This is a genomic window from Burkholderia sp. Ed8, assembly GCF_040761425.1.
Classification (GTDB): Bacteria; Pseudomonadota; Gammaproteobacteria; order Burkholderiales; family Burkholderiaceae; genus Burkholderia; species Burkholderia seminalis.
The window spans coordinates 1,479,599-1,506,050 of the sequence record NZ_CP142886.1; the positions used below are offsets into that span (position 1 = coordinate 1,479,599).

Sequence of the window (26,452 nt, forward strand, 5' to 3'; positions counted from 1 at the left end):
TATGAGCGATACTCCGGCATCCCCGAGCGGAAAACGTTGGTACGTCGTGCACGCCTACTCCGGTATGGAGAAGAGCGTGCAACGTGCGCTTCAGGAGCGCATCGAACGTGCTGGCATGCAGGACAAATTCGGTCAGATCCTGGTCCCGACCGAAGAAGTGGTTGAAGTCAAGGGCGGTCACAAGGCGGTGACCGAGCGTCGTTTCTTCCCCGGCTACGTGCTGGTGGAAATGGAGATGACGGACGAAACGTGGCACCTCGTGAAGAACACCGCGAAGGTCACCGGCTTCGTCGGCGGTGCGCGTAACCGCCCGACCCCGATTTCCCCGAAGGAAGTCGAGAAGATCATGTCGCAGATGCAGGAAGGCGTCGAGAAGCCGCGCCCGAAGACCCTGTTCGAAGTCGGCGAGATGGTGCGTGTCAAGGAAGGCCCGTTCACGGACTTCAACGGCACCGTCGAAGAAGTCAACTACGAAAAATCGCGCGTGCGTGTGTCGGTCACCATCTTTGGTCGATCCACCCCGGTCGAACTCGAATTCGGCCAGGTCGAAAAAGTTTGATCCCGATTCGGTGGGCAGCCTCGGCTGCCCACCTTCGCGCTTACGGCCCGCGTCATGGCCGTTGAGGAGCGTCAGTAGCCAGCGGCGAACGCGCGTTATTACTCACCGAACGCCCTTTCGGCGTTCCAATGAGGTTCACAAATGGCAAAGAAGATTATCGGCTTTATCAAGCTGCAGATCCCTGCAGGTAAAGCCAACCCGTCGCCGCCGGTCGGTCCGGCACTGGGCCAGCGCGGCCTGAACATCATGGAGTTCTGCAAGGCGTTCAACGCGCAGACTCAAGGCATGGAGCCGGGTCTGCCGGTGCCGGTGGTCATCACGGCATTCGCTGACAAGAGCTTCACGTTCGTGATGAAGACGCCGCCGGCAACCGTCCTGATCAAGAAGGCGGCGAAGGTGGACAAGGGCTCGAGCAAGCCGCACACCGACAAGGTCGGTTCGATCACGCGCGCTCAAGCCGAAGAAATCGCGAAGACCAAGATGCCGGACCTTACGGCAGCTGATCTGGACGCAGCCGTTCGCACCATCGCTGGTAGCGCACGCTCGATGGGCATCACTGTGGAGGGCGTGTAAATGGCTAAGATCTCCAAGCGCCGTCAGGCATTTGCCGCCAAGGTTGATCGTCAGAAGCTGTACGCGATCGAAGACGCACTGAGCCTCGTGAAGGAATGCGCGAGCGCGAAGTTCGACGAGTCGATCGACGTCGCAGTCCAGCTCGGCATCGATGCAAAGAAGTCGGACCAGGTCGTTCGTGGTTCGGTCGTTCTGCCGGCCGGTACGGGCAAGTCGGTTCGCGTTGCCGTGTTCGCGCAAGGCGAAAAGGCCGAGCAGGCACGTGCAGCAGGCGCGGAAATCGTCGGTATGGAAGACCTGGCTGAGCAGATCAAGGCTGGCCAGATGGACTTCGACATCGTGATCGCTTCGCCGGACACGATGCGTATCGTCGGTACGCTGGGCCAGATCCTCGGCCCGCGCGGCCTGATGCCGAACCCGAAGGTCGGTACGGTCACGCCGGACGTCGCAACCGCCGTCAAGAACGCGAAGGCTGGTCAGGTGCAATTCCGTGTCGACAAGGCCGGTATCATCCACGCGACCATCGGCCGTGCATCGTTCGAACCGACCGCACTGCGTTCGAACCTGTCGGCGCTGATCGAAGCGCTGCAGAAGGCCAAACCGGCAACGAGCAAGGGCGTGTACCTGCGCAAGATCGCACTGTCGAGCACGATGGGTGTCGGCGTGCGTGTCGACCAGGCTACGCTGGCAGCACAGTAAGCAAGTATTCGGGCCGCTTCGTTCGCGAAGCGGCCTACATGGGCTTTGGGCGGTTGCTCGTGCAGCAAGGCGAGCAACCGGTTATCAAAGACCGTTGGTGGGGCGCAGCAGTCGGGTGATCCCTTAATTCAAGCCAACGCAGATGGCGAACCCGAAAAAGTTTTGCAGTGGTGAAGCCGCAGGCCGTGAAGCGATTCGCGGCGTGAGGTGGAAATACTCCTAACGAGGTCGGACGCCGTTGTTGAACGAGGTACGTGAGGTTTCGGCCATACCGGCCGCGCCGAACGTATCGTTTCTGGAGGCTAACCGTGCCGCTTAATAGAGAAGACAAGCAAGCCGTCGTCGCTGAGGTTTCCGCGCAAGTCGCGAAGGCCCAGACCGTTGTGCTGGCTGAGTATCGTGGAATTGCGGTTGGCGATCTGACCAAGCTGCGCGCGCAAGCGCGTGAGCAGAAGGTTTACCTGCGCGTGTTGAAGAACACGCTGGCGCGTCGCGCTGTTGAAGGTACGCCGTTTGCTCCGCTGGCAGAGCAGATGACTGGTCCGTTGATCTACGGCATCTCGGAAGATGCAATTGCTGCTGCTAAGGTCGTCAACGACTTCAGCAAGGGCAATGACAAGTTGGTCATCAAGGCTGGTTCGTTCGATGGCAAGGTGATGGACAAGGCTGGCGTGCAAGCGCTGGCAAGCATCCCGAGCCGCGAAGAACTGCTCTCGAAGCTGCTGTTCGTTATGCAATCGCCTGTTTCGGGCTTCGCGCGTGCTCTGGCAGCGCTGGCCGAGAAGAAGCAAGCGGAAGCTGCATAAGCGAGCGTGCATCAGCGTTACTGATCGCTGGCTGTATCCGAATTCAATTTAGGAGTATTTCAAATGGCAATCGCAAAAGAAGACATCCTGGCAGCAGTCGAAGGGATGACCGTTCTGGAACTGAACGAACTGGTCAAGGCGTTCGAAGAGAAGTTTGGCGTGTCGGCAGCTGCAGTGGCAGTCGCTGGCCCGGCAGGCGGCGGCGCTGCTGCTGCTGCAGAAGAGAAGACCGAATTCACGGTCGTCCTGGCTGAAGCCGGCGCCAACAAGGTTTCGGTCATCAAGGCCGTTCGCGAACTGACGGGCCTGGGCCTGAAGGAAGCGAAGGACCTGGTTGACGGTGCACCGAAGCCCGTCAAGGAAGGCGTCGACAAGGCTGCTGCTGAAGAAGCCAAGAAGAAGCTGGAAGAAGCTGGCGCGAAGGTCGAAGTCAAGTAAGTTTCGACGCGCTGTGCGAAGGCTGGCGGTATTTTCACCGCCGGCCTTTTTGTGCTTTGTGGGGACGTTATTCTGGCACTCATTCGGGAGCCCGAATAATCGGCCCCAGAAGCCAAAGAAAACCGCCTGATCGTTGTGAAAGATCACGCACGATTGGCGGTTCTCTTTGTCTTCTGAAGCGACTGCAGAAGGCAAGTTTGGTCGGGTAGCGGGCAACACAGGCATCCGCTGCCGTCAGCCAGCGGTTGGTAGCGGCCAACCACCAAGCTTCTCGGCTCGTTCAAGCCGTCGAACGGCCATCGGGTCTCAGTCGGTGAACACTCGGGTTTGAAACGTCCAGGTATTCCGCCTCGATAGCACCCGCCGTGATTCGGAGATCGTATGCAATATTCCTTCACCGAGAAGAAGCGCATTCGCAAGAGTTTCGCGAAGCGCCCCATCGTTCACCAAGTTCCGTTCTTGCTGGCTACCCAGCTTGAATCATTCAGCACGTTTCTGCAAGCCGATGTGCCGGCGACGCAACGCAAGCCTGAAGGTTTGCAGGCCGCGTTCACATCGGTATTTCCCATTGTTTCGCACAACGGTTTCGCGCGCCTCGAGTTCGTGAGCTATGCGCTGTCCTCGCCGGCATTCAACATCAAGGAATGCCAGCAGCGTGGCCTGACGTACTGCTCCGCGCTGCGCGCGAAGGTCCGCCTTGTCATCCTCGACAAGGAATCGCCGAACAAGCCGGTCGTCAAGGAAGTGAAGGAGCAGGAAGTGTACATGGGCGAAATTCCGCTCATGACGCCGACGGGCTCGTTCGTCATCAACGGCACCGAGCGTGTCATCGTCTCGCAGCTGCACCGTTCGCCGGGCGTGTTCTTCGAACACGACAAGGGCAAGACGCACAGCTCGGGCAAGCTGCTGTTCTCGGCACGGATCATTCCGTACCGCGGCTCGTGGCTCGACTTCGAATTCGATCCGAAGGACATCCTGTACTTCCGCGTCGACCGTCGCCGCAAGATGCCGGTCACGATCCTGCTGAAGGCCATCGGCCTGACGCCGGAACAGATCCTCGCGAACTTCTTCGTGTTCGACAACTTCACGCTGATGGACGAAGGCGCGCAACTCGAGTTCGTGCCCGAGCGCCTGCGTGGTGAAGTCGCGCGTTTCGACATCACGGATCGTGATGGCAAGGTCATCGTCCAGAAGGACAAGCGGATCAACGCGAAGCACATTCGCGACCTCGAAGCCGCGAAGACCAAGTTCATCTCGGTGCCGGAAGACTATCTGCTCGGCCGCGTGCTGGCGAAGAACGTCGTCGACGGCGACACCGGCGAAGTGATCGCGAGCGCGAACGACGAAGTCACGGAAAGCGTGCTCGAGAAGCTGCGCGAAGCGGGCATCAAGGACATCCAGACGCTCTACACGAACGACCTGGACCAGGGCCCGTACATCTCGTCGACGCTGCGTGTCGACGAAACGACCGACAAGACGGCCGCGCGCATCGCGATCTACCGCATGATGCGTCCGGGCGAGCCGCCGACCGAAGAAGCGGTCGAGGCGCTGTTCAACCGTCTGTTCTACAGCGAGGAAGCGTACGACCTGTCGAAGGTCGGCCGCATGAAGTTCAACCGCCGCGTCGGCCGTGACGAGATCGTCGGCCCGATGACGCTGCAGGACGACGACATCCTCGCGACGATCAAGATCCTCGTCGAGCTGCGCAACGGCAAGGGCGAAGTGGACGACATCGACCACCTCGGCAACCGTCGCGTGCGTTGCGTCGGCGAACTGGCGGAAAACCAGTTCCGCGCGGGTCTCGTGCGTGTCGAGCGCGCGGTCAAGGAACGCCTCGGCCAGGCCGAAAGCGAAAACCTGATGCCGCACGACCTGATCAACTCGAAGCCGATTTCGTCGGCGATCCGCGAGTTCTTCGGTTCGTCGCAGCTGTCGCAGTTCATGGACCAGACCAACCCGCTGTCGGAAATCACGCACAAGCGCCGTGTTTCCGCACTGGGCCCGGGCGGTCTGACGCGCGAACGCGCAGGCTTCGAAGTCCGCGACGTGCACCCGACCCACTACGGCCGCGTGTGCCCGATCGAAACGCCGGAAGGTCCGAACATCGGCCTGATCAACTCGCTCGCACTGTACGCGCACCTGAACGAATACGGCTTCCTCGAGACGCCGTACCGCAAGGTCGTGGACAGCAAGGTGACCGACCAGATCGACTACCTGTCGGCGATCGAGGAAGGCCGCTACATGATCGCGCAGGCGAACGCCGCGATCGACGAGAACGGCCAGCTGATCGACGAACTCGTGTCGTCGCGTGAAGCCGGCGAAACGATGATGGTCACGCCGGACCGTATCCAGTACATGGACGTCGCGCCGTCGCAGATCGTGTCGGTGGCAGCCTCGCTGATTCCGTTCCTCGAGCACGATGACGCGAACCGTGCACTGATGGGTTCGAACATGCAGCGTCAGGCGGTGCCGTGTCTGCGTCCGGAAAAGCCGGTCGTCGGTACGGGCATCGAGCGCACCTGCGCGGTCGACTCGGGTACGACGGTTCAGGCGTTCCGCGGCGGCGTCGTCGACTATGTCGACGCGGGCCGTATCGTGATTCGCGTGAACGACGACGAAGCGGTCGCAGGTGAAGTCGGTGTCGACATCTACAACCTGATCAAGTACACGCGTTCGAACCAGAACACGAACATCAACCAGCGTCCGATCGTGAAGATGGGCGACAAGGTCTCGCGCGGCGACGTGCTGGCCGACGGCGCCTCGACGGACCTGGGCGAGCTCGCGCTCGGCCAGAACATGCTGATCGCGTTCATGCCGTGGAACGGCTACAACTTCGAGGATTCGATCCTGATCTCGGAGAAGGTGGTCGCGGACGATCGCTACACGTCGATCCACATCGAAGAGTTGAACGTCGTTGCACGCGACACGAAGCTCGGGCCGGAAGAAATCACGCGCGACATCTCGAACCTGGCGGAAGTCCAGCTCGGCCGTCTCGACGAATCGGGCATCGTGTACATCGGTGCCGAAGTCGAAGCAGGCGACGTGCTGGTCGGCAAGGTCACGCCGAAGGGCGAGACCCAGCTGACGCCGGAAGAGAAGCTGCTGCGCGCGATCTTCGGCGAGAAGGCTTCGGACGTGAAGGACACGTCGCTGCGCGTGCCGTCGGGCATGAGCGGCACCGTGATCGACGTCCAGGTGTTCACGCGTGAAGGCATCCAGCGCGACAAGCGTGCGCAACAGATCATCGACGACGAACTGAAGCGCTACCGCCTCGACCTGAACGACCAGCTGCGCATCGTGGAAGGCGACGCGTTCCAGCGTCTCGCCCGCATGCTCGTGGGCAAGGTCGCGAACGGCGGCCCGAAGAAGCTCGCGAAGGGCACGAAGATCGACCAGGCTTACCTGGAAGACCTCGACCACTACCACTGGTTCGACATCCGCCTGGCGGACGACGAGGCAGCGGCGCAGCTCGAAGCGATCAAGAACTCGATCGAGGAAAAGCGTCACCAGTTCGACCTCGCGTTCGAAGAGAAGCGCAAGAAGCTCACGCAAGGCGACGAACTGCCGCCGGGCGTGCTGAAGATGGTCAAGGTGTACCTCGCGGTGAAGCGCCGCCTGCAGCCTGGCGACAAGATGGCAGGCCGTCACGGTAACAAGGGTGTCGTGTCGAAGATCGTTCCGATCGAAGACATGCCGTACATGGCCGACGGCCGTCCGGCAGACGTCGTGCTGAACCCGCTCGGCGTGCCGTCGCGGATGAACGTGGGTCAGGTTCTCGAAGTGCACCTCGGCTGGGCCGCGAAGGGCCTCGGCTGGCGTATCGGCGAAATGCTGCAGCGTCAGGCGAAGATCGAGGAACTGCGCGTGTTCCTGACGAAGATCTACAACGAGTCGGGCCGCCAGGAAGACCTGGAAAGCTTCACCGACGACGAGATCCTCGAACTCGCGAAGAACCTGCGCGAAGGCGTGCCGTTCGCGACGCCGGTGTTCGACGGTGCGACCGAGGAAGAAATGGGCAAGATGCTCGACCTCGCGTTCCCGGACGACATCGCCGAACAGCTCGGCATGAACCCGTCGAAGAACCAGGTCCGTCTGTACGACGGCCGCACGGGTGAAATGTTCGAACGTCGCGTGACGCTCGGCTACATGCACTACCTGAAGCTGCACCACTTGGTCGACGACAAGATGCACGCGCGTTCGACCGGCCCGTACTCGCTCGTCACGCAGCAGCCGCTGGGTGGTAAGGCGCAGTTCGGTGGCCAGCGTTTCGGTGAAATGGAAGTGTGGGCACTCGAAGCGTACGGCGCGTCCTACGTGCTGCAGGAAATGCTGACGGTGAAGTCGGACGACGTGACCGGCCGGACGAAGGTGTACGAAAACCTCGTCAAGGGCGATCACGTGATCGATGCAGGCATGCCGGAATCCTTCAACGTGCTCGTGAAGGAAATCCGCTCGCTCGGTATCGATATCGATCTCGACCGCAATTAATCGGACTACGGAGAGAAAGCAATGAAAGCTCTGCTCGATCTATTCAAGCAAGTCCAACAGGAAGAAGTTTTCGACGCGATCAAGATCGGTCTGGCCTCGCCGGACAAGATCCGTTCGTGGTCGTTCGGCGAAGTGAAGAAGCCGGAGACCATCAACTACCGTACGTTCAAGCCGGAACGCGATGGTCTCTTCTGCGCGAAGATCTTCGGGCCGATCAAGGACTACGAGTGCCTGTGCGGCAAGTACAAGCGTCTGAAGCACCGCGGCGTGATCTGCGAGAAGTGCGGCGTCGAAGTGACGCTGGCGAAGGTGCGTCGCGAACGGATGGGCCACATCGAACTGGCCTCGCCGGTCGCGCACATCTGGTTCCTGAAGTCGCTGCCGTCGCGTCTGGGCATGGTGCTCGACATGACGCTGCGCGACATCGAACGCGTGCTGTACTTCGAAGCCTATGTGGTGATCGAACCGGGCATGACGCCGCTGAAGGCGCGGCAGATCATGACCGAAGAGGATTACTACAACAAGGTCGAGGAATACGGCGACGAATTCCGTGCCGAGATGGGCGCGGAAGGCGTGCGTGAACTGCTGCGCGCGATCAACATCGACGAGCAGGTCGAGACGCTGCGCACCGAGCTGAAGAACACCGGCTCGGAAGCGAAGATCAAGAAGTACGCGAAGCGCCTGAAGGTCCTCGAGGCATTCCAGCGCTCGGGCATCAAGCCCGAGTGGATGATCCTCGAAGTGCTGCCGGTGCTGCCGCCGGAACTGCGTCCGCTCGTGCCGCTGGACGGCGGCCGCTTCGCGACGTCGGACCTGAACGACCTGTATCGCCGCGTGATCAACCGTAACAACCGGTTGAAGCGTCTGCTCGAGCTGAAGGCGCCTGAAATCATCGTCCGCAACGAAAAGCGGATGCTGCAGGAAGCCGTCGACTCGCTGCTCGACAACGGCCGTCGCGGCAAGGCGATGACGGGCGCGAACAAGCGTCCGCTGAAGTCGCTCGCCGACATGATCAAGGGCAAGGGCGGTCGTTTCCGTCAGAACCTGCTGGGCAAGCGCGTCGACTACTCGGGCCGTTCGGTCATCGTGGTCGGCCCGACGCTGAAGCTGCACCAGTGCGGTCTGCCGAAGCTGATGGCGCTCGAGCTGTTCAAGCCGTTCATCTTCAACAAGCTGGAAGTGATGGGCGTCGCGACGACCATCAAGGCTGCGAAGAAGGAAGTCGAGAACCAGACGCCGGTGGTGTGGGACATCCTCGAAGAGGTGATCCGCGAGCACCCGGTGATGCTGAACCGTGCGCCGACGCTGCACCGTCTCGGTATCCAGGCGTTCGAGCCGGTGCTGATCGAAGGCAAGGCAATCCAGCTGCACCCGCTCGTTTGCGCGGCGTTCAACGCCGACTTCGACGGTGACCAGATGGCCGTTCACGTGCCGCTGTCGCTCGAAGCGCAGATGGAAGCGCGTACGCTGATGCTGGCGTCGAACAACGTGCTGTTCCCGGCCAACGGCGATCCGTCGATCGTGCCGTCGCAGGATATCGTGCTGGGTCTGTACTACGCGACCCGCGAAGCCGTCAACGCGAAGGGCGAAGGCCTGTCGTTCACGGGCGTGTCGGAAGTGATCCGCGCGTACGAGAACAAGGAAGTCGAGCTGGCCTCGCGCGTCAACGTGCGGATCACCGAAATGGTCCGCAACGAGGACACGTCGGAAGGCGCGCCGGAATTCGTGCCGAAGATCTCGCTGTACGCGACGACCGTCGGCCGCGCGATCCTGTCGGAGATCCTGCCGCACGGCCTGCCGTTCTCGGTGCTGAACAAGCCGCTGAAGAAGAAGGAAATCTCGCGCCTGATCAACACGGCGTTCCGCAAGTGCGGTCTGCGCGCGACGGTGGTGTTTGCCGACCAGCTGATGCAGTCGGGTTTCCGTCTCGCGACGCGTGCCGGCATTTCGATCTGCGTGGACGACATGCTCGTGCCGCCGCAGAAGGAAACGATCGTCGGCGACGCCGCGAAGAAGGTGAAGGAGTACGACCGCCAGTACATGTCCGGTCTCGTCACCGCGCAGGAACGCTACAACAACGTGGTCGACATCTGGTCGGCAACGTCGGAAGCGGTCGGCAAGGCGATGATGGAGCAGCTGTCGACGGAGCCGGTGACGGACCGCGACGGCAAGGAAACGCGCCAGGAGTCGTTCAACTCGATCTACATGATGGCCGACTCGGGCGCCCGGGGTTCGGCGGTTCAGATTCGTCAGCTGGCCGGTATGCGCGGCCTGATGGCGAAGCCGGACGGCTCGATTATCGAGACGCCGATTACCGCGAACTTCCGCGAAGGTCTGAACGTGTTGCAGTACTTCATCTCGACCCACGGTGCACGTAAGGGTCTGGCTGATACGGCACTGAAGACCGCGAACTCGGGTTACCTGACGCGTCGTCTCGTCGACGTCACGCAGGATCTGGTCGTGGTGGAAGACGATTGCGGCACGTCGAACGGCGTCGCGATGAAGGCGCTGGTCGAAGGCGGTGAAGTCGTCGAAGCGCTGCGCGACCGTATCCTCGGCCGCGTCGCGGTCGCGGACGTCGTGAACCCGGAAACGCAGGAAACGGTGTACGAATCGGGCACGCTGCTCGACGAAACGGCGGTCGAGGAAATCGAACGCCTCGGCATCGACGAAGTGCGCGTGCGCACGCCGCTGACCTGCGAAACGCGCTACGGCCTGTGCGCGGCCTGCTACGGCCGTGACCTCGGCCGCGGCTCGCTCGTGAACGTCGGCGAAGCAGTCGGCGTGATCGCGGCACAGTCGATCGGTGAGCCGGGCACGCAGCTGACGATGCGTACCTTCCACATCGGTGGTGCGGCATCGCGTGCGGCAGTGGCTTCGTCGGTCGAAGCGAAGAGCAACGGTATCGTGCGCTTCACGGCGACGATGCGCTACGTCACGAACGCGAAGGGCGAGCAGATCGTCATTTCCCGCTCGGGCGAAGCGATGATCACCGACGACTTCGGTCGCGAGCGCGAGCGTCACAAAGTGCCGTACGGCGCGACGCTGCTGCAGCTCGACGGCGCGACGATCAAGGCCGGCACGCAGCTCGCCACGTGGGATCCGCTGACGCGTCCGATCATCACCGAGTACGGTGGTACGGTGAAGTTCGAGAACGTCGAGGAAGGCGTGACCGTCGCGAAGCAGATCGACGACGTGACCGGCCTGTCGACGCTGGTCGTGATCGACGTGAAGCGTCGCGGTTCGCAAGCTTCGAAGAGCGTGCGTCCGCAGGTGAAGCTGCTCGACGCGAACGGCGACGAAGTGAAGATTCCGGGCACGGAGCACGCGGTGCAGATCGGCTTCCAGGTCGGCGCACTGATCACCGTGAAGGACGGCCAGCAGGTGCAGGTCGGTGAAGTGCTCGCACGTATCCCGACCGAAGCGCAGAAGACGCGTGACATTACCGGCGGTCTGCCGCGGGTGGCGGAACTGTTCGAAGCGCGTTCGCCGAAGGATGCCGGCATTCTCGCGGAAGTCACGGGTACGACGTCGTTCGGCAAGGACACGAAGGGCAAGCAGCGTCTCGTCATCACGGATCTCGAGGGCAACCAGCACGAGTTCCTGATCGCGAAGGAAAAGCAGGTTCTGGTTCACGATGCCCAGGTCGTCAACAAGGGCGAAATGATCGTGGACGGTCCGGCCGATCCGCACGACATCCTGCGTCTGCAGGGTATCGAGGCGCTGTCGCGCTACATCGTCGACGAAGTGCAGGACGTGTATCGTCTGCAGGGCGTGAAGATCAACGACAAGCACATCGAGGTGATCGTTCGCCAGATGCTGCGTCGTGTGCAGATCACCGACAACGGCGATACGCGCTTCATCCCGGGCGAACAGGTCGAGCGTTCCGACATGCTGGACGAGAACGATCGCATGATCGCCGAGGGCAAGCGCGCGGCTTCGTACGACAACGTGCTGCTCGGTATCACGAAGGCATCGCTGTCGACCGACTCGTTCATCTCCGCGGCATCGTTCCAGGAAACGACCCGCGTGCTGACCGAAGCGGCGATCATGGGCAAGCGCGACGATCTGCGCGGCCTGAAGGAAAACGTGATCGTCGGCCGTCTGATTCCGGCCGGTACGGGTCTCGCGTTCCACAAGGCACGCAAGGCGAAGGAATCGTCGGATCGCGAGCGTTTCGACCAGATCGCAGCGGAAGAGGCATTCGACTTCGGCACGCCGAGCGCGCCGGCGGAAGAGCCGCAACACCCGGCAGCCGAGTAAGTGCGGGCGGCGCAAGCCGCCTCACCTCGCTGTCACCGAAACCGTCCGGTTCCGCCGGGCGGTTTTTTTTCATCCGTCGTTCACGTGCATGACGTGCCTGAGCCGCGCCCGCGCATGCCCGCAATCGCCGGCCGCGCGGCCGCGACAGGCCCGCGATGCACGCGAACGGACCCTGACCGAACGGCCAACAACGCTCGATTCGCCACGCGCCGCGCAAGCGGGTTGTTAAAATCGCGATCATCGTTCAGCCGTCCTTGTTCCCATTCATGTCCCGCGCCCTCGAAATCCTCGACGAAGTCTTTGGTTATTCCGCCTTTCGCGGCCAGCAGGGCGAGATCGTCGAGCACGTCGCCGGCGGCGGCGATTGTCTCGTGCTGATGCCCACGGGCGGCGGCAAGTCGTTGTGCTACCAGATCCCGGCGCTGCTGCGCCGCGAGGCCGGGCAGGGCGCCGGCATCGTCGTGTCGCCGTTGATCGCGCTGATGCAGGACCAGGTCGCCGCGCTGCGCGAAGTCGGCGTGCGCGCGGCCTACCTGAATTCGACGCTGTCGGGCGCCGAGGCCGCGGCCACCGAGCGCGCGCTGCGCGAAGGCGAGATCGATCTGCTGTACGTCGCGCCGGAGCGGCTGATGACCGGGCGCTTCCTCGACCTGCTCGAACGCGCGAAGATCGGCCTGTTCGCGATCGACGAAGCGCACTGCGTGTCGCAATGGGGGCACGATTTCCGTCCGGAATACATCCAGCTGTCGGTGCTTCACGAGCGCTTCCCGTCGGTGCCGCGCATCGCGCTGACGGCCACGGCCGACGCGATCACGCGCGACGAGATCATCCATCGTCTCGCGCTCGACGACGCACGCGTGTTCGTATCGAGCTTCGATCGCCCCAACATCCGCTACCGGATCGTCGAGAAGGACAACGCGCGCGCGCAACTGCTCGACTTCATCCGCGCGGAGCACACGAATGCCGACGGCACGACCGACGCCGGCGTCGTCTATTGCCTGTCGCGCCGCAAGGTCGAGGAAACGGCCGAATGGCTGAAGGCGCAAGGCGTGCGGGCGCTGCCCTATCACGCCGGGATGGAGTTCGAGGTGCGGCAGAAGCACCAGGAAATGTTCCAGCGCGAAGAGGGTATCGTGATGTGCGCGACGATCGCGTTCGGCATGGGCATCGACAAGCCCGACGTGCGCTTCGTCGCGCACCTGGATCTGCCGAAGAGCGTCGAAGGCTACTACCAGGAAACGGGCCGCGCGGGCCGCGACGGGATGCCCGCGAATGCGTGGATGGCGTACGGCCTCGGCGACGTCGTCCAGCAGCGCAAGATGATCGACGAATCGGATGCGGACGACGCGCACAAGCGCGTGCAGACGTCGAAGCTCGACGCGCTGCTCGGGTTGTGCGAGACGATTTCGTGCCGCCGCGTGCGGTTGCTGAACTACTTCGGCGAAGAGAGCCGGCCGTGCGGCAACTGCGACACCTGCCTCGAGCCGCCAGCGTCGTGGGACGCCACGCGCGAGGCGCAGATGGCGTTGTCGTGCGTGTTCCGCGCGCAGCGCGCGAGCGGTTTCAATTTCGGCTCGAGCCACCTGATCGAGATCCTGCGCGGCGGGCGCACCGAGAAGGTGTTGCAGCGCGGCCACGACCAGCTCAGCACGTTCGGGATCGGCGCGGCGCTGTCCGAACCGGAATGGCGCGCGATTTTCAGGCAGCTCGTCGCGTACGGCTACCTGGCGGTCGACCATGGCGGCTTTGGCGCGCTGATGCTGACGGAGGCCGCGAAGGCCGTGCTGAAGAACGAGGAGAAGGTCACGCTGCGCCGCTACGTGAAGCCGCAGCGCACGCGCCAGTCGTCGAGCCGCAGCGGCACGCGCGTCGACCCGACCGCCGGCATGGGCACGCGCGAGCGCGCACGGTGGGACGCGTTGCGCGCGTGGCGCGCGGAAACCGCGAAGACCGACGGCGTGCCGGCCTACGTGATCTTCCACGATGCGACGCTCGCGGAAATCGCGCGCAACGCACCGGAGTCGATCGACGACCTGCGCCACATCCCCGGCATGGGCGTACGCAAGCTCGAACGCTTCGGCGACGAGATCATCGACGTGGTCGAATCGGCCTGACACAGGTGTTCGGACCCTTCCTGTAAACCACGCGGTCGACCGGCAAATCACGCAACCCGTTGACTTAGTTGGTATTTCCGGACTATTATGCTGGGTTCCGGTATTCGGTGGGCTGTGTCGCGTTCGAAAGCGCGCGCCCGATTCGCCGGTGCGGAAGTCAACTGTGCGCCGATTCTCGCTTTGCCCGAAATCGATGCGCAGATTTTGTTCAATTTCAGGAATAAACAATGCCAACCATCAACCAACTGGTTCGCAAAGGCCGTCAGTCGGAAACGACGAAGAGCAAGAGCCCGGCCCTGCAGGACTGCCCCCAGCGTCGCGGCGTGTGCACCCGTGTGTACACGACGACGCCGAAGAAGCCGAACTCGGCACTCCGTAAGGTCGCCAAGGTTCGTCTGACGAACGGCTTCGAAGTGATTTCGTACATCGGCGGTGAAGGCCACAACCTGCAGGAACACTCGGTTGTGCTGATCCGCGGCGGCCGTGTGAAGGACTTGCCGGGTGTGCGTTACCACATGGTTCGCGGCTCGCTGGATACCCAGGGCGTCAAGGACCGTAAGCAAGCGCGCTCGAAGTACGGCGCGAAGCGTGCAAAGGCTGCCAAGTAAGCAGTTTTTGATCAGGGATCGCCGCAGGGCGGTCAAGGCGGGAGTGCCGGATTGCCGGTGCTGTCGAGTAAGTGGTCACCCGGCCAAGCTGGTTAGTCGTGAAGATGTGATCGGGTTTGTTGGTGGCCGCGGAGCTGGAACCAGCTCCAACTGAACAAGTAAAGGAAGAATCATGCCGCGTCGTCGCGAAGTCCCCAAGCGGGAAGTGTTGCCGGATCCGAAGTTCGGCAACGTTGATGTTGCCAAGTTCATGAACATGCTGATGCTGTCCGGCAAGAAGTCGGTCGCAGAGCGCATCGTTTATGGCGCATTCGAACAAATCCAGACCAAGGGTGGCAAGGACCCGCTGGAAGTGTTCACGGTTGCGCTCAACAACGTGAAGCCGGTGGTCGAAGTGAAGAGCCGTCGCGTTGGTGGTGCCAACTATCAAGTTCCGGTCGAAGTGCGCCCGTCGCGTCGTATGGCATTGGCGATGCGCTGGCTGCGTGAGGCTGCGAAGAAGCGCAGCGAGAAGTCGATGGCCCTGCGCCTGGCAGGTGAACTCTCCGAAGCGGCCGAAGGCCGTGGCGGCGCGATGAAGAAGCGCGACGAAGTTCACCGCATGGCAGAAGCCAACCGCGCGTTCTCGCATTTCCGTTTCTAAGCGCCTGGCTGGGCTGTTAGCGGAAATAAATTCCGGGCGGGTGCGCTTTTCAGGCGCCTCGCCCGTTTGTGTTGAAGCATGATGCAGCCGGGCTGCATCGTGTTATCCCAGTAGAGGATCAAAGTGGCTCGCAAGACTCCTATCGAGCGCTACCGCAATATCGGTATTAGCGCTCACATCGACGCCGGCAAAACGACGACGACCGAGCGCATTCTGTTTTACACCGGTGTGAACCACAAGATCGGTGAAGTCCACGACGGCGCAGCCACGATGGACTGGATGGAGCAGGAACAGGAACGTGGCATCACGATCACGTCCGCTGCTACCACGGCCTTCTGGAAGGGCATGGGCGGCAACTATCCGGAACACCGCATCAACATCATCGACACCCCGGGCCACGTCGACTTCACGATCGAAGTCGAGCGCTCGATGCGCGTGCTCGACGGCGCGTGCATGGTGTACTGCGCAGTGGGCGGCGTGCAGCCGCAGTCGGAAACGGTGTGGCGCCAGGCGAACAAGTACAAGGTGCCGCGTCTCGCGTTCGTCAACAAGATGGACCGTACCGGCGCGAACTTCTTCAAGGTCTACGACCAGCTCCGTCTGCGCCTGAAGGCGAACCCGGTTCCGGTCGTGGTGCCGATCGGCGCGGAAGAAAACTTCAAGGGCGTCGTCGACCTGATCAAGATGAAGGCGATCATTTGGGACGAAGCGTCGCAAGGCACGAAGTTCGACTACGTCGACATCCCGGCCGAGCTCGCGGAGACCTGCAAGGAATGGCGCGAGAAGATGGTCGAAGTGGCTGCCGAAGCCAGCGAAGACCTGATGAACAAGTACCTGGAAGAAGGCGATCTGCCGGAAGCCGACATCGTCAAGGCGCTGCGCGACCGTACGATCGCGTGCGAAATCCAGCCGATGCTGTGCGGTACCGCGTTCAAGAACAAGGGCGTGCAGCGTATGCTCGACGCCGTGATCGACTTCCTGCCGTCGCCGGTCGACATCCCGCCGGTCAAGGGCGAGCTCGAAAACGGTGAAGAAGCGGAGCGCAAGGCGTCGGACGAAGAGAAGTTCTCGTCGCTCGCGTTCAAGATCATGACCGACCCGTTCGTCGGCCAGCTGATCTTCTTCCGTGTGTACTCGGGCGTCGTCAACTCGGGCGACACGCTGCTGAACTCGACCAAGGGCAAGAAGGAACGCCTCGGCCGTATTCTGCAGATGCACGCGAACCAGCGTGAGGAAATCAAGGAAGTTCGCGCAGGCGACATCGCTGCTGCGGTCGGCCTGAAGGAAGCGACCACGGGCGACACGCTGTGCGACCCGGCGAACCCGATCGTTCTCGAGCGCATGGTGTTCCCGGAGCCGGTGATCTCGCAGGCTGTCGAGCCGAAGACCAAGGCTGACCAGGAAAAGATGGGCCTCGCACTGAACCGTCTGGCTCAGGAAGACCCGTCGTTCCGCGTGCAGACCGACGAAGAATCGGGCCAGACCATCATTTCGGGCATGGGCGAGCTCCACCTCGAAATTCTGGTCGACCGGATGAAGCGTGAATTCGGCGTGGAAGCAACCGTCGGCAAGCCGCAGGTTGCGTACCGCGAGACGATCCGCTCGACGGCGAAGGATGTCGACGGCAAGTTCGTCAAGCAATCGGGTGGTCGCGGCCAGTACGGTCACGCGGTCATCACGCTCGAGCCGAACGAACAAGGCAAGGGCTACGAGTTCTTCGACGAGATCAAGGGTGGTGTGATTCCGCGTGAATACATCCCGGCGGTCGACAAGGGTATCCAGGACACGCTGAAGTCGGGCGTGCTGGCTGGCTTCCCGGTCGTCGACGTGAAGGTTCACCTGACGTTCGGTTCGTACCACGACGTTGACTCGAACGAAAACGCGTTCCGCATGGCCGGTTCGATGGCGTTCAAGGAAGCGATGCGCAAGGCGAACCCGGTCGTCCTCGAGCCGATGATGGCCGTCGAAGTCGAGACGCCGGAAGACTACATGGGCAACGTGATGGGCGACCTGTCGGGCCGTCGCGGTATCGTCCAGGGCATGGAAGACATGGTCGGCGGCGGCAAGATCGTTCGCGCCGAAGTGCCGCTGTCGGAAATGTTCGGTTACTCGACGTCGCTGCGCTCGCTGACGCAAGGTCGCGCAACGTACACGATGGAGTTCAAGCACTACGCTGAAGCTCCGCGCAACGTTGCCGAAGCGATCATCAGCGCGAAGTCGAAGTAAATCTGCAGCTACCAACTGATTATTTTTTGAAAGAAGAGAATCATGGCAAAAGAAAAGTTTGAGCGGACCAAGCCGCACGTGAACGTTGGTACGATTGGTCACGTTGACCACGGCAAGACGACGCTGACGGCAGCGATCACGACGGTTCTGACGAAGAAGTTCGGCGGCGAAGCGAAGGCGTACGACCAGATCGACGCGGCACCGGAAGAAAAGGCGCGCGGCATCACGATCAACACGGCACACGTCGAGTACGAAACGGCGAACCGCCACTACGCACACGTCGACTGCCCGGGCCACGCTGACTATGTGAAGAACATGATCACGGGCGCAGCGCAGATGGACGGCGCGATCCTGGTTTGCTCGGCAGCTGACGGCCCGATGCCGCAGACGCGTGAGCACATCCTGCTGGCGCGTCAGGTTGGCGTTCCGTACATCATCGTGTTCCTGAACAAGTGCGACATGGTGGACGACGCTGAACTGCTCGAGCTGGTCGAGATGGAAGTTCGCGAGCTGCTGTCGAAGTACGACTTCCCGGGCGACGACACGCCGATCGTGAAGGGTTCGGCGAAGCTGGCGCTGGAAGGCGACACGGGCGAGCTGGGCGAAGTGGCGATCATGAGCCTGGCCGACGCGCTGGACACGTACATCCCGACGCCGGAGCGTGCAGTTGACGGCGCGTTCCTGATGCCGGTGGAAGACGTGTTCTCGATCTCGGGCCGTGGTACGGTGGTGACGGGTCGTGTCGAGCGCGGCATCGTGAAGGTCGGCGAGGAAATCGAAATCGTCGGTATCAAGCCGACGGTGAAGACGACCTGCACGGGCGTTGAAATGTTCCGCAAGCTGCTGGACCAAGGTCAGGCAGGCGACAACGTGGGTATCCTGCTGCGCGGCACGAAGCGTGAAGACGTGGAGCGTGGCCAGGTTCTGGCGAAGCCGGGTTCGATCACGCCGCACACGCACTTCACGGCTGAAGTGTACGTGCTGAGCAAGGACGAAGGCGGCCGTCACACGCCGTTCTTCAACAACTACCGTCCGCAGTTCTACTTCCGTACGACGGACGTGACGGGCTCGATCGAGCTGCCGAAGGACAAGGAAATGGTGATGCCGGGCGACAACGTGTCGATCACGGTGAAGCTGATCGCTCCGATCGCGATGGAAGAAGGTCTGCGCTTCGCAATCCGCGAAGGCGGCCGTACGGTCGGCGCCGGCGTCGTCGCCAAGATCATCGAGTAACATCGACGATCCGCGGATCCCGACGGGGTCCGCGATTCCACGGTACGCAGTTGTGCCGTCGAAACCGGGTGTCCAGCTTGTGCTGGCACCCGGTTTTGTTTTTCCGGCGGCGCGTTGCGCGGGCCGTGAAATGCACGCCACGGTTTCAGAATTTCGTGTAGAATCGCGGGCTTAGCAGTGGAAGTACTGTCCGGAACCTGATGCTTCGCTCCCCGCTGGCGTCATGTTTCACGTTCTTTTAGTGTCCGGCGATGCAACATCGCCTCGCTCTTTTCAAGGAATCGTCATGCAGCAACAGAAAATCCGCATTCGCCTGAAGGCATTCGACTATCGTCTGATCGATCAATCGGCTGCCGAGATCGTCGATACCGCGAAGCGGACTGGCGCAATCGTCCGTGGCCCGGTGCCGCTGCCGACGCGCATTCAGCGTTTTGACATCCTGCGTTCGCCGCACGTCAACAAGACGTCGCGCGATCAGCTCGAAATCCGCACCCACCAGCGCCTGATGGACATCGTCGACCCGACGGACAAGACCGTCGACGCGCTGATGAAGCTCGACCTGCCGGCTGGCGTCGACGTGGAAATCAAGCTGCAGTAAGGCTTCCGGCGCCGATCGGCATGCCGGGTGGCGCTAAGTCTTTGTATTGCTTGCGGAAATGGAAAAGTCGGGCTATACTGCTTGGCTTTTCGCGTATTCGCGTAAAAAAGTTGGGCCTTGCGTGCCCGGCATTTTGTAAATCAGCCCCGACCAATCGCAGTCGGGAATGGAGAAAATGATGAGCCTTGGACTCGTAGGTCGCAAGGTTGGCATGACCCGTATCTTCACGGCTGAAGGGGATTCGATTCCCGTCACCGTGCTGGACGTGTCGGACAACCGCGTGACGCAGATCAAGACTGTTGAAACCGACGGCTACACGGCCGTGCAGGTTGCATTCGGCTCCCGTCGTGCATCGCGCGTGACGAAGCCGCTGGCAGGTCATCTCGCCAAAGCCGGTGTCGAAGCCGGTGAAATCCTCAAGGAATTCCGCATTGACGCGGCCAAGGCAGCCGAGCTGTCGAATGGCGCCGTGGTCGGTGCAGATCTTTTCGAAGTGGGCCAGAAGGTCGACGTGCAAGGCGTGTCGATCGGTAAGGGCTACGCCGGTACGATCAAGCGTTACAACTTCTCCTCCGGCCGTGCCACGCACGGTAACTCGCGCTCGCACAACGTGCCGGGCTCGATCGGTATGGCGCAGGATCCGGGTCGTGTTTTCCCGGGTAAACGCATGACGGGTCACATGGGTGACGTGACGGTGACGGTGCAGAACCTCGAAATCGCTCGTATCGACGCAGAGCGCAAGCTGCTGCTCGTGAAGGGTGCGATTCCGGGCGCGAAGGGCGGCAAGGTCTTCGTGACGCCGGCCGTCAAGACCAAGGGGGCGAAATAATGGAACTCAAGCTCCTGAACGAAAATGGTCAGGAAGGTGCAGTGGTCAACGCATCGGACGTCGTGTTCGGTCGTGATTACAACGAAGCGCTGATCCACCAGGTCGTCGTCGCTTACCAGGCGAATGCTCGCCAGGGTAACCGCGCACAGAAGGACCGTGAGCAAGTCAAGCACACGACCAAGAAGCCGTGGCGCCAGAAGGGTACGGGCCGTGCTCGTGCCGGTATGTCGTCGAGCCCGTTGTGGCGTGGCGGTGGTCGTATCTTCCCGAATTCGCCGGAAGAAAACTTCTCGCACAAGGTCAACAAGAAGATGCATCGCGCAGGTCTCTGCTCGATCTTCTCGCAGCTGGCCCGTGAAGGCCGCCTGTCGGTCGTCGAGGACATCATCCTCGAAGCGCCGAAGACCAAGCTGCTGGCCGACAAATTCAAGACCATGGGTCTCGACTCCGTGCTGATCATCACCGACACGGTTGACGAAAACCTGTACCTGGCATCGCGCAACCTGCCGCACGTGGCAATTGTCGAGCCGCGCTACGCTGACCCGCTGTCGCTGATCTACTTCAAGAAAGTGCTGGTCACGAAGGCTGCGGTCGCCCAGATCGAGGAGTTGCTGTCATGAGCGAGATTCGCAAGAACGATCATCGTTTGATGCAGGTCCTGCTCGCACCGGTGATCTCGGAAAAGGCGACGCTGGTTGCCGACAAGAACGAGCAAGTCGTGTTCGAAGTCGCACCGGATGCCACGAAGCAGGAAGTGAAGGCGGCCGTCGAGCTGCTGTTCAAGGTTGAAGTTGATTCCGTCAACGTGCTGGTTCAGAAGGGCAAGCAAAAGCGCTTTGGCCGTTCGATGGGCCGCCGCAAGGACGTGAAGAAGGCGTACGTTTGCCTGAAGCCCGGCCAGGAAATCAACTTTGAAGCGGAGGCCAAGTAATCATGGCAATCGTTAAAGTTAAGCCGACATCGCCGGGTCGCCGCGCGATGGTCAAGGTGGTCAACAAGAACCTGCACCAGGGCAAGCCGTTCGCGGCACTGCTCGACTCGCAGAGCTCGACCGCCGGCCGTAACAACAACGGTCGTATCACCACGCGTCACAAGGGTGGTGGTCACAAGCAGCACTACCGTATCGTCGATTTCCGTCGCACGAAGGATGGCATCCCGGCAAAGGTCGAGCGTCTCGAGTACGACCCGAACCGTAGCGCGAACATCGCGCTGGTGCTCTACGCAGACGGCGAGCGTCGCTACATCATCGCCCCGAAGGGTCTGACCGTCGGCCAACAGCTGATGTCGGGTTCGGAAGCGCCGATCCGTGCAGGCAACACGCTGCCGATCCGCAACATTCCGGTCGGTACGACGATCCACTGCATCGAGATGCTGCCGGGCAAGGGCGCGCAAATGGCGCGTTCGGCTGGCACGTCGGCCATGCTGCTGGCACGTGAAGGCGTCTACGCGCAGGTTCGTCTGCGTTCGGGCGAAATCCGCCGCGTGCACATCGAGTGCCGTGCAACGATCGGTGAAGTCGGTAACGAAGAGCATAGCCTGCGCCAGATCGGCAAGGCTGGCGCGAACCGCTGGCGCGGTATCCGCCCGACGGTGCGTGGCGTTGCGATGAACCCGGTTGATCACCCGCACGGTGGTGGTGAGGGCAAGACGGCTGCAGGTCGCGATCCGGTGAGCCCGTGGGGTACGCCGGCTAAGGGTTACCGCACCCGCAGCAACAAGCGCACGACGACGATGATCGTCCAGCGCCGTCACAAGCGTTAAGGAGTAGGCAATGGCACGTTCTGTTAAAAAAGGTCCGTTCTGCGACGCCCATTTGCTGAAGAAAGTTGAGGCGGCTGCAGCTTCGCGCGACAAAAAGCCGATCAAGACCTGGTCGCGTCGCTCGACGATTCTGCCGGATTTCATCGGCCTGACGATCGCTGTTCACAACGGCCGTCAACACGTTCCGGTGTACATCTCGGAAAACATGGTCGGCCACAAGCTTGGCGAGTTCGCACTGACCCGTACGTTCAAGGGTCACGCAGCCGACAAGAAGGCCAAGAAATAAGGGGCAATCAAGATGGAAGTGAAAGCAATTCATCGCGGTGCCCGCATCTCGGCGCAAAAAACGCGCCTTGTGGCTGACCAGATCCGCGGTTTGCCGGTCGACAAGGCGCTGAACGTTCTGACGTTCTCGCCGAAGAAGGCGGCTGGCATCGTGAAGAAGGTTGTGCTGTCGGCAATCGCGAATGCGGAGCACAACGAAGGCGCCGATATCGACGAGCTCAAGATCAAGAGCATCTACGTCGACAAGGCTGCATCGCTCAAGCGTTTCACCGCGCGCGCCAAGGGCCGCGGTAACCGCATCGAGAAGCAATCCTGTCACATCACTGTGACGGTCGGGAATTAAGGAGCCATACGATGGGACAGAAAATTCATCCGACTGGCTTCCGCCTGGCTGTCAGCCGCAATTGGGCTTCGCGTTGGTACGCGAACAACAACAATTTCGCGGCGATGCTGCAGGAAGACATCGGTGTTCGTGAATACCTGAAGAAGAAGCTGAAGAACGCTTCGGTCGGTCGGGTCGTCATCGAGCGTCCGGCGAAGAACGCGCGCATCACGATTTACAGCTCGCGTCCGGGCGTGGTCATCGGCAAGAAGGGCGAGGATATCGAACAGCTGAAGACGGAACTGCAACGCCGCATGGGCGTGCCGGTTCACGTCAACATCGAGGAAATCCGCAAGCCGGAAACCGATGCTCAGCTGATCGCTGACTCGATCACGCAACAGCTCGAGCGCCGGATCATGTTCCGTCGCGCGATGAAGCGTGCGATGCAGAACGCGATGCGTCTGGGTGCCCAAGGCATCAAGATCATGAGCGCGGGCCGTCTGAACGGTATCGAAATCGCTCGTACGGAGTGGTATCGCGAAGGTCGCGTGCCCCTTCACACGCTGCGTGCTGATATCGACTACGCGACTTCGGAAGCGAAGACGACTTACGGGATCATCGGCGTCAAGGTGTGGGTCTACAAGGGCGATACGCTCGGCCGCAACGACGCACCGGTGGTGGAAGAAGTAGCCGAAGACAAGCGTCCGCGTCGCAATGCGCGTCCGGGCGACCGTCGTCCGCGCCGTGACGGCGAAGGCGGCGCTCCGGGTGCTCGTCGTGGCGCACCGCGCCGTGGCGCCGGCAAGCCCGAAGACGGCAAGACTGGAGAATAACGATGCTGCAACCGAAACGCAGAAAGTATCGTAAAGAGCAGAAGGGTCGTAACACCGGCAAGGCGACGCGCGGCAACGCAGTGTCGTTCGGTGAATTCGGCCTGAAGGCGATCGGTCGCGGTCGTTTGACCGCACGCCAGATTGAAGCGGCGCGTCGTGCAATGACGCGTCACATCAAGCGTGGCGGCCGCATCTGGATCCGGATCTTCCCGGACAAGCCGATTTCGCAGAAGCCGGCCGAAGTGCGTATGGGTAACGGTAAGGGTAACCCGGAGTACTACGTCGCCGAGATTCAGCCGGGCAAGATGCTCTATGAAATGGACGGCGTAACCGAAGAACTGGCACGCGAAGCGTTCCGTCTGGCTGCAGCCAAGCTGCCGCTGAAGACGGCATTCATCGTGCGCCAGCTCGGCGCCTAAGGAGAAAACATGAAGGCTTCCGAACTTCTCCAGAAAGACCAGGCCGCGCTCAACAAGGAGCTGGCGGACCTGCTGAAGGCGCAATTCGGCCTGCGCATGCAACTCGCGACCCAGCAGCTCACGAACACGAGCCAGCTGAAGAAGGTTCGTCGCGACATCGCACGTGTGCGGACCGTCATGACTCAGAAGGCGAACCAGAAATGAACGATAGCGTGAAAACCTCGCTGAAGCGGACGCTGGTCGGTCGGGTCGTCAGCAACAAGATGGACAAGACCGTCACCGTGCTGATCGAGCACCGCGTCAAGCACCCGATCTACGGCAAGTATGTCGTGCGCTCGAAGAAGTACCACGCGCATGATGAAGCGAACACCTGCAACGAAGGCGATCTCGTCGAAATCCAGGAAACTCGTCCTGTTTCGAAGACGAAGGCCTGGACGGTGTCGCGCCTCGTCGAAGCCGCTCGCGTCATCTAAGCGGGCAGCGCAGTAGGCAGTAACAGGCACCTCTCCTCGAAGTGCTTGAAATCGCAAAGTTTTTGCTTGCGTGACCAGGATTATTTGTTATAATCCTGGTCTTCCCTCTTTATGGGAGCCCCGTCGCGGGCGAAGTTGGTGGGGGAAGCGGACTGGCGCCTGCCTGTCCGAAAGATTCACCGAATTGCGATGGCGGGTTTCGTTTGCCGTCGCTGCTGTTCCAACCCAAGCAGCCGATTGGCTGACGGGACCAAGACTGACCGAATGCATCATGGTGGTGCATCCGGATTAAGTTGGGAAAGACAAACCATGATCCAGACCGAATCTCGGCTCGAAGTAGCCGACAACACGGGTGCGCGTGAAGTCATGTGCATCAAGGTGCTCGGCGGCTCGAAGCGTCGTTATGCCGGCATTGGCGACATCATCAAGGTGACCGTCAAAGAGGCAACGCCGCGCGGGCGCGTGAAGAAAGGCGAAATTTACAACGCCGTGGTGGTCCGCACCGCCAAGGGCGTGCGCCGTCAAGACGGCTCGCTGATCAAGTTCGACGGCAACGCCGCTGTGCTTTTGAATAACAAGCTCGAGCCGATCGGCACCCGTATCTTCGGGCCGGTGACGCGTGAGCTGCGTAGCGAACGATTCATGAAGATCGTTTCGCTGGCGCCGGAAGTGCTGTAAGGAGTCGCGATGAACAAGATTCGCAAAGGCGACGAAGTGATCGTCGTCACTGGCAAGGACAAGGGCAAGCGCGGCGTCGTGCTGGCTGTCGGTGCTGAGCATGTGACGGTTGAGGGTATCAACCTCGTCAAGAAGCATGTGAAGCCGAACCCGATGAAGGGTACGACGGGTGGCGTGGAAGCGAAGACGATGCCCCTGCATATTTCGAACGTCGCACTGGTCGACGCGAATGGCAAGGCGTCGCGTGTTGGCATCAAGGTCGAGGAAGGCAAGAAGGTTCGCTTCCTGAAGTCGACCGGTGCCGTACTGAGCGCCTGACGCAGCGGAGTAAAAAATGGCTCGTTTTCAAGAGTTTTACAAAGAAAAGGTTGTGCCCGGCCTGATCGAGAAGTTCGGTTACAAGTCGGTCATGGAAGTGCCGCGCATCACCAAGATCACGCTGAACATGGGTCTTGGCGAAGCGATCGCTGACAAGAAGATCATCGAGAACGCCGTTGGCGACCTCACGAAGATCGCCGGCCAGAAGCCGGTCGTCACGAAGGCACGCAAGGCAATCGCTGGCTTCAAGATCCGCCAGGGTTACCCGATCGGCGCGATGGTGACGCTGCGTGGCCAGGCGATGTACGAATTCCTCGACCGTTTCGTGACCGTTGCCCTGCCCCGCGTGCGAGATTTCCGCGGCGTGTCGGGTCGTGCGTTCGATGGCCGTGGCAACTACAACATCGGTGTGAAAGAGCAGATCATTTTCCCCGAAATCGACTACGACAAGATCGACGCACTGCGTGGGCTGAACATCAGCATCACGACGACTGCGAAGACCGACGACGAAGCAAAGGCTCTGCTCGCCAGCTTCAAGTTCCCGTTCAGAAACTGAGGTTACCGTGGCTAAACTGGCACTGATCGAACGTGAAAAGAAGCGCGCCCGCCTGGTCGCGAAGTTCGCAGCAAAGCGCGAAGCGCTGAAGGCGATCGTCGAAGACCAAAGCAAGTCGGAAGAAGAGCGCTACGAAGCACGCCTGGAGCTGCAGCAACTGCCCCGCAACGCAAACCCGACCCGCCAGCGTAACCGCTGCGCGATCACGGGCCGTCCGCGTGGCACGTTCCGTAAATTCGGCCTCGCGCGTAACAAGATTCGTGAAATCGCATTCCGTGGCGAGATTCCTGGCCTGACCAAGGCGAGCTGGTAATAGGAGAAACGTAAATGAGCATGAGTGATCCTATCGCCGATATGCTGACTCGCATCCGCAACGCGCAGATGGTCGAGAAGGTATCGGTTGCGATGCCCTCGTCGAAGGTCAAGGTTGCAATCGCGCAAGTCCTCAAGGACGAAGGTTATATCGACGATTTCGCCGTGAAGGCGGAAGGTGCGAAGTCCGAACTGAATATCGCGCTGAAGTACTACGCAGGTCGCCCGGTCATCGAACGCCTCGAGCGCGTGTCGAAGCCTGGTCTGCGCGTGTACCGCGGCCGTAACGACATTCCGCAGGTCATGAACGGCCTCGGCGTGGCTATCGTGTCGACGCCGAAGGGCGTGATGACCGACCGCAAGGCGCGCGCTACCGGCGTCGGCGGCGAAGTCATCTGCTACGTCGCTTAAAGCCGAG

At 61.3% G+C, this 26,452-nt stretch carries 28 protein-coding genes; all 28 read left to right on the forward strand.

Features of this window, described 5'->3' with window-relative positions:
• The first annotated feature begins 1 nt into the window (after position 1).
• Positions 2-559, forward strand: coding sequence for a transcription termination/antitermination protein NusG (gene nusG, locus VXM69_RS20755; protein WP_006400672.1), 558 nt, complete (start codon positions 2-4; stop codon positions 557-559).
• Between the two features lie 141 nt (positions 560-700).
• Positions 701-1,132 (forward strand): 50S ribosomal protein L11, encoded by a 432-nt coding sequence (gene rplK, locus VXM69_RS20760; RefSeq protein WP_006477201.1) that lies wholly within the window; start codon positions 701-703, stop codon positions 1,130-1,132.
• A complete protein-coding gene (gene rplA, locus VXM69_RS20765) occupies positions 1,133-1,831 on the forward strand; it encodes a 50S ribosomal protein L1 (protein WP_006482906.1) in 699 nt (232 codons plus the stop codon).
• Positions 1,832-2,139: 308 nt separating this feature from the next.
• Positions 2,140-2,637 (forward strand): 50S ribosomal protein L10, encoded by a 498-nt coding sequence (rplJ, locus tag VXM69_RS20770; RefSeq protein WP_034191212.1) that lies wholly within the window; start codon positions 2,140-2,142, stop codon positions 2,635-2,637.
• A 63-nt stretch (positions 2,638-2,700) separates the two neighbouring features.
• Positions 2,701-3,075, forward strand: coding sequence for a 50S ribosomal protein L7/L12 (rplL, locus tag VXM69_RS20775; protein WP_006477198.1), 375 nt, complete (start codon positions 2,701-2,703; stop codon positions 3,073-3,075).
• A 381-nt stretch (positions 3,076-3,456) separates the two neighbouring features.
• Positions 3,457-7,563, forward strand: coding sequence for a DNA-directed RNA polymerase subunit beta (gene rpoB, locus VXM69_RS20780; RefSeq protein ID WP_034191213.1), 4,107 nt, complete (start codon positions 3,457-3,459; stop codon positions 7,561-7,563).
• A 21-nt stretch (positions 7,564-7,584) separates the two neighbouring features.
• Positions 7,585-11,826 (forward strand): DNA-directed RNA polymerase subunit beta', encoded by a 4,242-nt coding sequence (gene rpoC, locus VXM69_RS20785; protein WP_367190127.1) that lies wholly within the window; start codon positions 7,585-7,587, stop codon positions 11,824-11,826.
• Between the two features lie 266 nt (positions 11,827-12,092).
• The gene (gene recQ / locus VXM69_RS20790) at positions 12,093-13,940 is read left to right on the forward strand and encodes a DNA helicase RecQ (protein ID WP_034191215.1); all 1,848 of its coding nucleotides are present in this window, start codon (positions 12,093-12,095) and stop codon (positions 13,938-13,940) included.
• A gap of 227 nt (positions 13,941-14,167) precedes the next feature.
• A complete protein-coding gene (gene rpsL / locus VXM69_RS20795; protein WP_006400662.1) occupies positions 14,168-14,548 on the forward strand; it encodes a 30S ribosomal protein S12 in 381 nt (126 codons plus the stop codon).
• A gap of 172 nt (positions 14,549-14,720) precedes the next feature.
• The gene (gene rpsG, locus VXM69_RS20800; RefSeq protein ID WP_006477195.1) at positions 14,721-15,191 is read left to right on the forward strand and encodes a 30S ribosomal protein S7; all 471 of its coding nucleotides are present in this window, start codon (positions 14,721-14,723) and stop codon (positions 15,189-15,191) included.
• A gap of 123 nt (positions 15,192-15,314) precedes the next feature.
• Positions 15,315-17,417 (forward strand): elongation factor G, encoded by a 2,103-nt coding sequence (gene fusA, locus VXM69_RS20805; RefSeq protein WP_006482929.1) that lies wholly within the window; start codon positions 15,315-15,317, stop codon positions 17,415-17,417.
• A 42-nt stretch (positions 17,418-17,459) separates the two neighbouring features.
• Positions 17,460-18,650, forward strand: coding sequence for an elongation factor Tu (tuf, locus tag VXM69_RS20810; RefSeq protein ID WP_006482910.1), 1,191 nt, complete (start codon positions 17,460-17,462; stop codon positions 18,648-18,650).
• 286 nt (positions 18,651-18,936) lie between these two features.
• Positions 18,937-19,248: a 30S ribosomal protein S10 gene (gene rpsJ, locus VXM69_RS20815; RefSeq protein WP_004199280.1), complete on the forward strand. Its 312-nt coding sequence runs from the start codon at positions 18,937-18,939 to the stop codon at positions 19,246-19,248.
• A gap of 178 nt (positions 19,249-19,426) precedes the next feature.
• Complete coding sequence (gene rplC / locus VXM69_RS20820) at positions 19,427-20,077, forward strand: 50S ribosomal protein L3 (RefSeq protein WP_006482922.1); 651 nt, start codon at positions 19,427-19,429, stop codon at positions 20,075-20,077.
• A complete protein-coding gene (gene rplD, locus VXM69_RS20825) occupies positions 20,077-20,697 on the forward strand; it encodes a 50S ribosomal protein L4 (protein WP_006477192.1) in 621 nt (206 codons plus the stop codon). Before rplC ends, rplD begins: the two co-directional genes overlap by 1 nt.
• Positions 20,694-21,008 carry a 50S ribosomal protein L23 gene (rplW, locus tag VXM69_RS20830; protein ID WP_004199275.1) on the forward strand — a complete coding sequence of 105 codons (315 nt, stop codon included), beginning with the start codon at positions 20,694-20,696 and terminating at the stop codon, positions 21,006-21,008. The genes rplD and rplW overlap by 4 nt, the downstream gene beginning before the upstream one ends.
• Before the next feature lie 2 nt (positions 21,009-21,010).
• Positions 21,011-21,838 carry a 50S ribosomal protein L2 gene (gene rplB, locus VXM69_RS20835; RefSeq protein WP_006482900.1) on the forward strand — a complete coding sequence of 276 codons (828 nt, stop codon included), beginning with the start codon at positions 21,011-21,013 and terminating at the stop codon, positions 21,836-21,838.
• A 10-nt stretch (positions 21,839-21,848) separates the two neighbouring features.
• Positions 21,849-22,124, forward strand: a complete 276-nt coding sequence (gene rpsS, locus VXM69_RS20840) for a 30S ribosomal protein S19 (RefSeq protein ID WP_004199273.1) — start codon at positions 21,849-21,851, stop codon at positions 22,122-22,124.
• Between the two features lie 12 nt (positions 22,125-22,136).
• Positions 22,137-22,466: a 50S ribosomal protein L22 gene (gene rplV, locus VXM69_RS20845; protein WP_004199272.1), complete on the forward strand. Its 330-nt coding sequence runs from the start codon at positions 22,137-22,139 to the stop codon at positions 22,464-22,466.
• An 11-nt stretch (positions 22,467-22,477) separates the two neighbouring features.
• A complete protein-coding gene (gene rpsC / locus VXM69_RS20850; RefSeq protein WP_006482899.1) occupies positions 22,478-23,278 on the forward strand; it encodes a 30S ribosomal protein S3 in 801 nt (266 codons plus the stop codon).
• A gap of 2 nt (positions 23,279-23,280) precedes the next feature.
• Complete coding sequence (rplP, locus tag VXM69_RS20855; RefSeq protein WP_006482873.1) at positions 23,281-23,697, forward strand: 50S ribosomal protein L16; 417 nt, start codon at positions 23,281-23,283, stop codon at positions 23,695-23,697.
• A 9-nt stretch (positions 23,698-23,706) separates the two neighbouring features.
• Complete coding sequence (gene rpmC, locus VXM69_RS20860) at positions 23,707-23,901, forward strand: 50S ribosomal protein L29 (RefSeq protein WP_006400652.1); 195 nt, start codon at positions 23,707-23,709, stop codon at positions 23,899-23,901.
• The gene (gene rpsQ, locus VXM69_RS20865; RefSeq protein WP_006752928.1) at positions 23,898-24,170 is read left to right on the forward strand and encodes a 30S ribosomal protein S17; all 273 of its coding nucleotides are present in this window, start codon (positions 23,898-23,900) and stop codon (positions 24,168-24,170) included. The genes rpmC and rpsQ overlap by 4 nt, the downstream gene beginning before the upstream one ends.
• 309 nt (positions 24,171-24,479) lie before the next feature.
• Positions 24,480-24,848, forward strand: coding sequence for a 50S ribosomal protein L14 (rplN, locus tag VXM69_RS20870; RefSeq protein ID WP_006752929.1), 369 nt, complete (start codon positions 24,480-24,482; stop codon positions 24,846-24,848).
• Positions 24,849-24,857: 9 nt separating this feature from the next.
• On the forward strand, positions 24,858-25,166 hold the full coding sequence (gene rplX / locus VXM69_RS20875; RefSeq protein WP_367190128.1) for a 50S ribosomal protein L24: 309 nt from the start codon (positions 24,858-24,860) through the stop codon (positions 25,164-25,166).
• 16 nt (positions 25,167-25,182) lie between these two features.
• A complete protein-coding gene (gene rplE / locus VXM69_RS20880; protein WP_006477186.1) occupies positions 25,183-25,722 on the forward strand; it encodes a 50S ribosomal protein L5 in 540 nt (179 codons plus the stop codon).
• Positions 25,723-25,729: 7 nt separating this feature from the next.
• Positions 25,730-26,035, forward strand: a complete 306-nt coding sequence (gene rpsN, locus VXM69_RS20885; protein WP_006482884.1) for a 30S ribosomal protein S14 — start codon at positions 25,730-25,732, stop codon at positions 26,033-26,035.
• A gap of 14 nt (positions 26,036-26,049) precedes the next feature.
• Positions 26,050-26,445 carry a 30S ribosomal protein S8 gene (gene rpsH / locus VXM69_RS20890; protein ID WP_006477185.1) on the forward strand — a complete coding sequence of 132 codons (396 nt, stop codon included), beginning with the start codon at positions 26,050-26,052 and terminating at the stop codon, positions 26,443-26,445.
• Positions 26,446-26,452: the final 7 nt, after the last annotated feature.

What these genes read in the sequence shown, in the direction of transcription:
- nusG (WP_006400672.1), top strand. Translation starts at nt 2, where the DNA reads ATGAGCGATACTCCGGCATCCCCGAGCGGAAAACGTTGGTACGTCGTG.
- rplK (WP_006477201.1), top strand. Translation starts at nt 701, where the DNA reads ATGGCAAAGAAGATTATCGGCTTTATCAAGCTGCAGATCCCTGCAGGT.
- rplA (WP_006482906.1), top strand. Translation starts at nt 1,133, where the DNA reads ATGGCTAAGATCTCCAAGCGCCGTCAGGCATTTGCCGCCAAGGTTGAT.
- rplL (WP_006477198.1), top strand. Translation starts at nt 2,701, where the DNA reads ATGGCAATCGCAAAAGAAGACATCCTGGCAGCAGTCGAAGGGATGACC.
- rpoB (WP_034191213.1), top strand. Translation starts at nt 3,457, where the DNA reads ATGCAATATTCCTTCACCGAGAAGAAGCGCATTCGCAAGAGTTTCGCG.
- rpoC (WP_367190127.1), top strand. Translation starts at nt 7,585, where the DNA reads ATGAAAGCTCTGCTCGATCTATTCAAGCAAGTCCAACAGGAAGAAGTT.
- recQ (WP_034191215.1), top strand. Translation starts at nt 12,093, where the DNA reads ATGTCCCGCGCCCTCGAAATCCTCGACGAAGTCTTTGGTTATTCCGCC.
- rpsL (WP_006400662.1), top strand. Translation starts at nt 14,168, where the DNA reads ATGCCAACCATCAACCAACTGGTTCGCAAAGGCCGTCAGTCGGAAACG.
- rpsG (WP_006477195.1), top strand. Translation starts at nt 14,721, where the DNA reads ATGCCGCGTCGTCGCGAAGTCCCCAAGCGGGAAGTGTTGCCGGATCCG.
- tuf (WP_006482910.1), top strand. Translation starts at nt 17,460, where the DNA reads ATGGCAAAAGAAAAGTTTGAGCGGACCAAGCCGCACGTGAACGTTGGT.
- rpsJ (WP_004199280.1), top strand. Translation starts at nt 18,937, where the DNA reads ATGCAGCAACAGAAAATCCGCATTCGCCTGAAGGCATTCGACTATCGT.
- rplC (WP_006482922.1), top strand. Translation starts at nt 19,427, where the DNA reads ATGAGCCTTGGACTCGTAGGTCGCAAGGTTGGCATGACCCGTATCTTC.
- rplD (WP_006477192.1), top strand. Translation starts at nt 20,077, where the DNA reads ATGGAACTCAAGCTCCTGAACGAAAATGGTCAGGAAGGTGCAGTGGTC.
- rplW (WP_004199275.1), top strand. Translation starts at nt 20,694, where the DNA reads ATGAGCGAGATTCGCAAGAACGATCATCGTTTGATGCAGGTCCTGCTC.
- rplB (WP_006482900.1), top strand. Translation starts at nt 21,011, where the DNA reads ATGGCAATCGTTAAAGTTAAGCCGACATCGCCGGGTCGCCGCGCGATG.
- rpsS (WP_004199273.1), top strand. Translation starts at nt 21,849, where the DNA reads ATGGCACGTTCTGTTAAAAAAGGTCCGTTCTGCGACGCCCATTTGCTG.
- rplV (WP_004199272.1), top strand. Translation starts at nt 22,137, where the DNA reads ATGGAAGTGAAAGCAATTCATCGCGGTGCCCGCATCTCGGCGCAAAAA.
- rpsC (WP_006482899.1), top strand. Translation starts at nt 22,478, where the DNA reads ATGGGACAGAAAATTCATCCGACTGGCTTCCGCCTGGCTGTCAGCCGC.
- rplP (WP_006482873.1), top strand. Translation starts at nt 23,281, where the DNA reads ATGCTGCAACCGAAACGCAGAAAGTATCGTAAAGAGCAGAAGGGTCGT.
- rpmC (WP_006400652.1), top strand. Translation starts at nt 23,707, where the DNA reads ATGAAGGCTTCCGAACTTCTCCAGAAAGACCAGGCCGCGCTCAACAAG.
- rpsQ (WP_006752928.1), top strand. Translation starts at nt 23,898, where the DNA reads ATGAACGATAGCGTGAAAACCTCGCTGAAGCGGACGCTGGTCGGTCGG.
- rplN (WP_006752929.1), top strand. Translation starts at nt 24,480, where the DNA reads ATGATCCAGACCGAATCTCGGCTCGAAGTAGCCGACAACACGGGTGCG.
- rplX (WP_367190128.1), top strand. Translation starts at nt 24,858, where the DNA reads ATGAACAAGATTCGCAAAGGCGACGAAGTGATCGTCGTCACTGGCAAG.
- rplE (WP_006477186.1), top strand. Translation starts at nt 25,183, where the DNA reads ATGGCTCGTTTTCAAGAGTTTTACAAAGAAAAGGTTGTGCCCGGCCTG.
- rpsH (WP_006477185.1), top strand. Translation starts at nt 26,050, where the DNA reads ATGAGCATGAGTGATCCTATCGCCGATATGCTGACTCGCATCCGCAAC.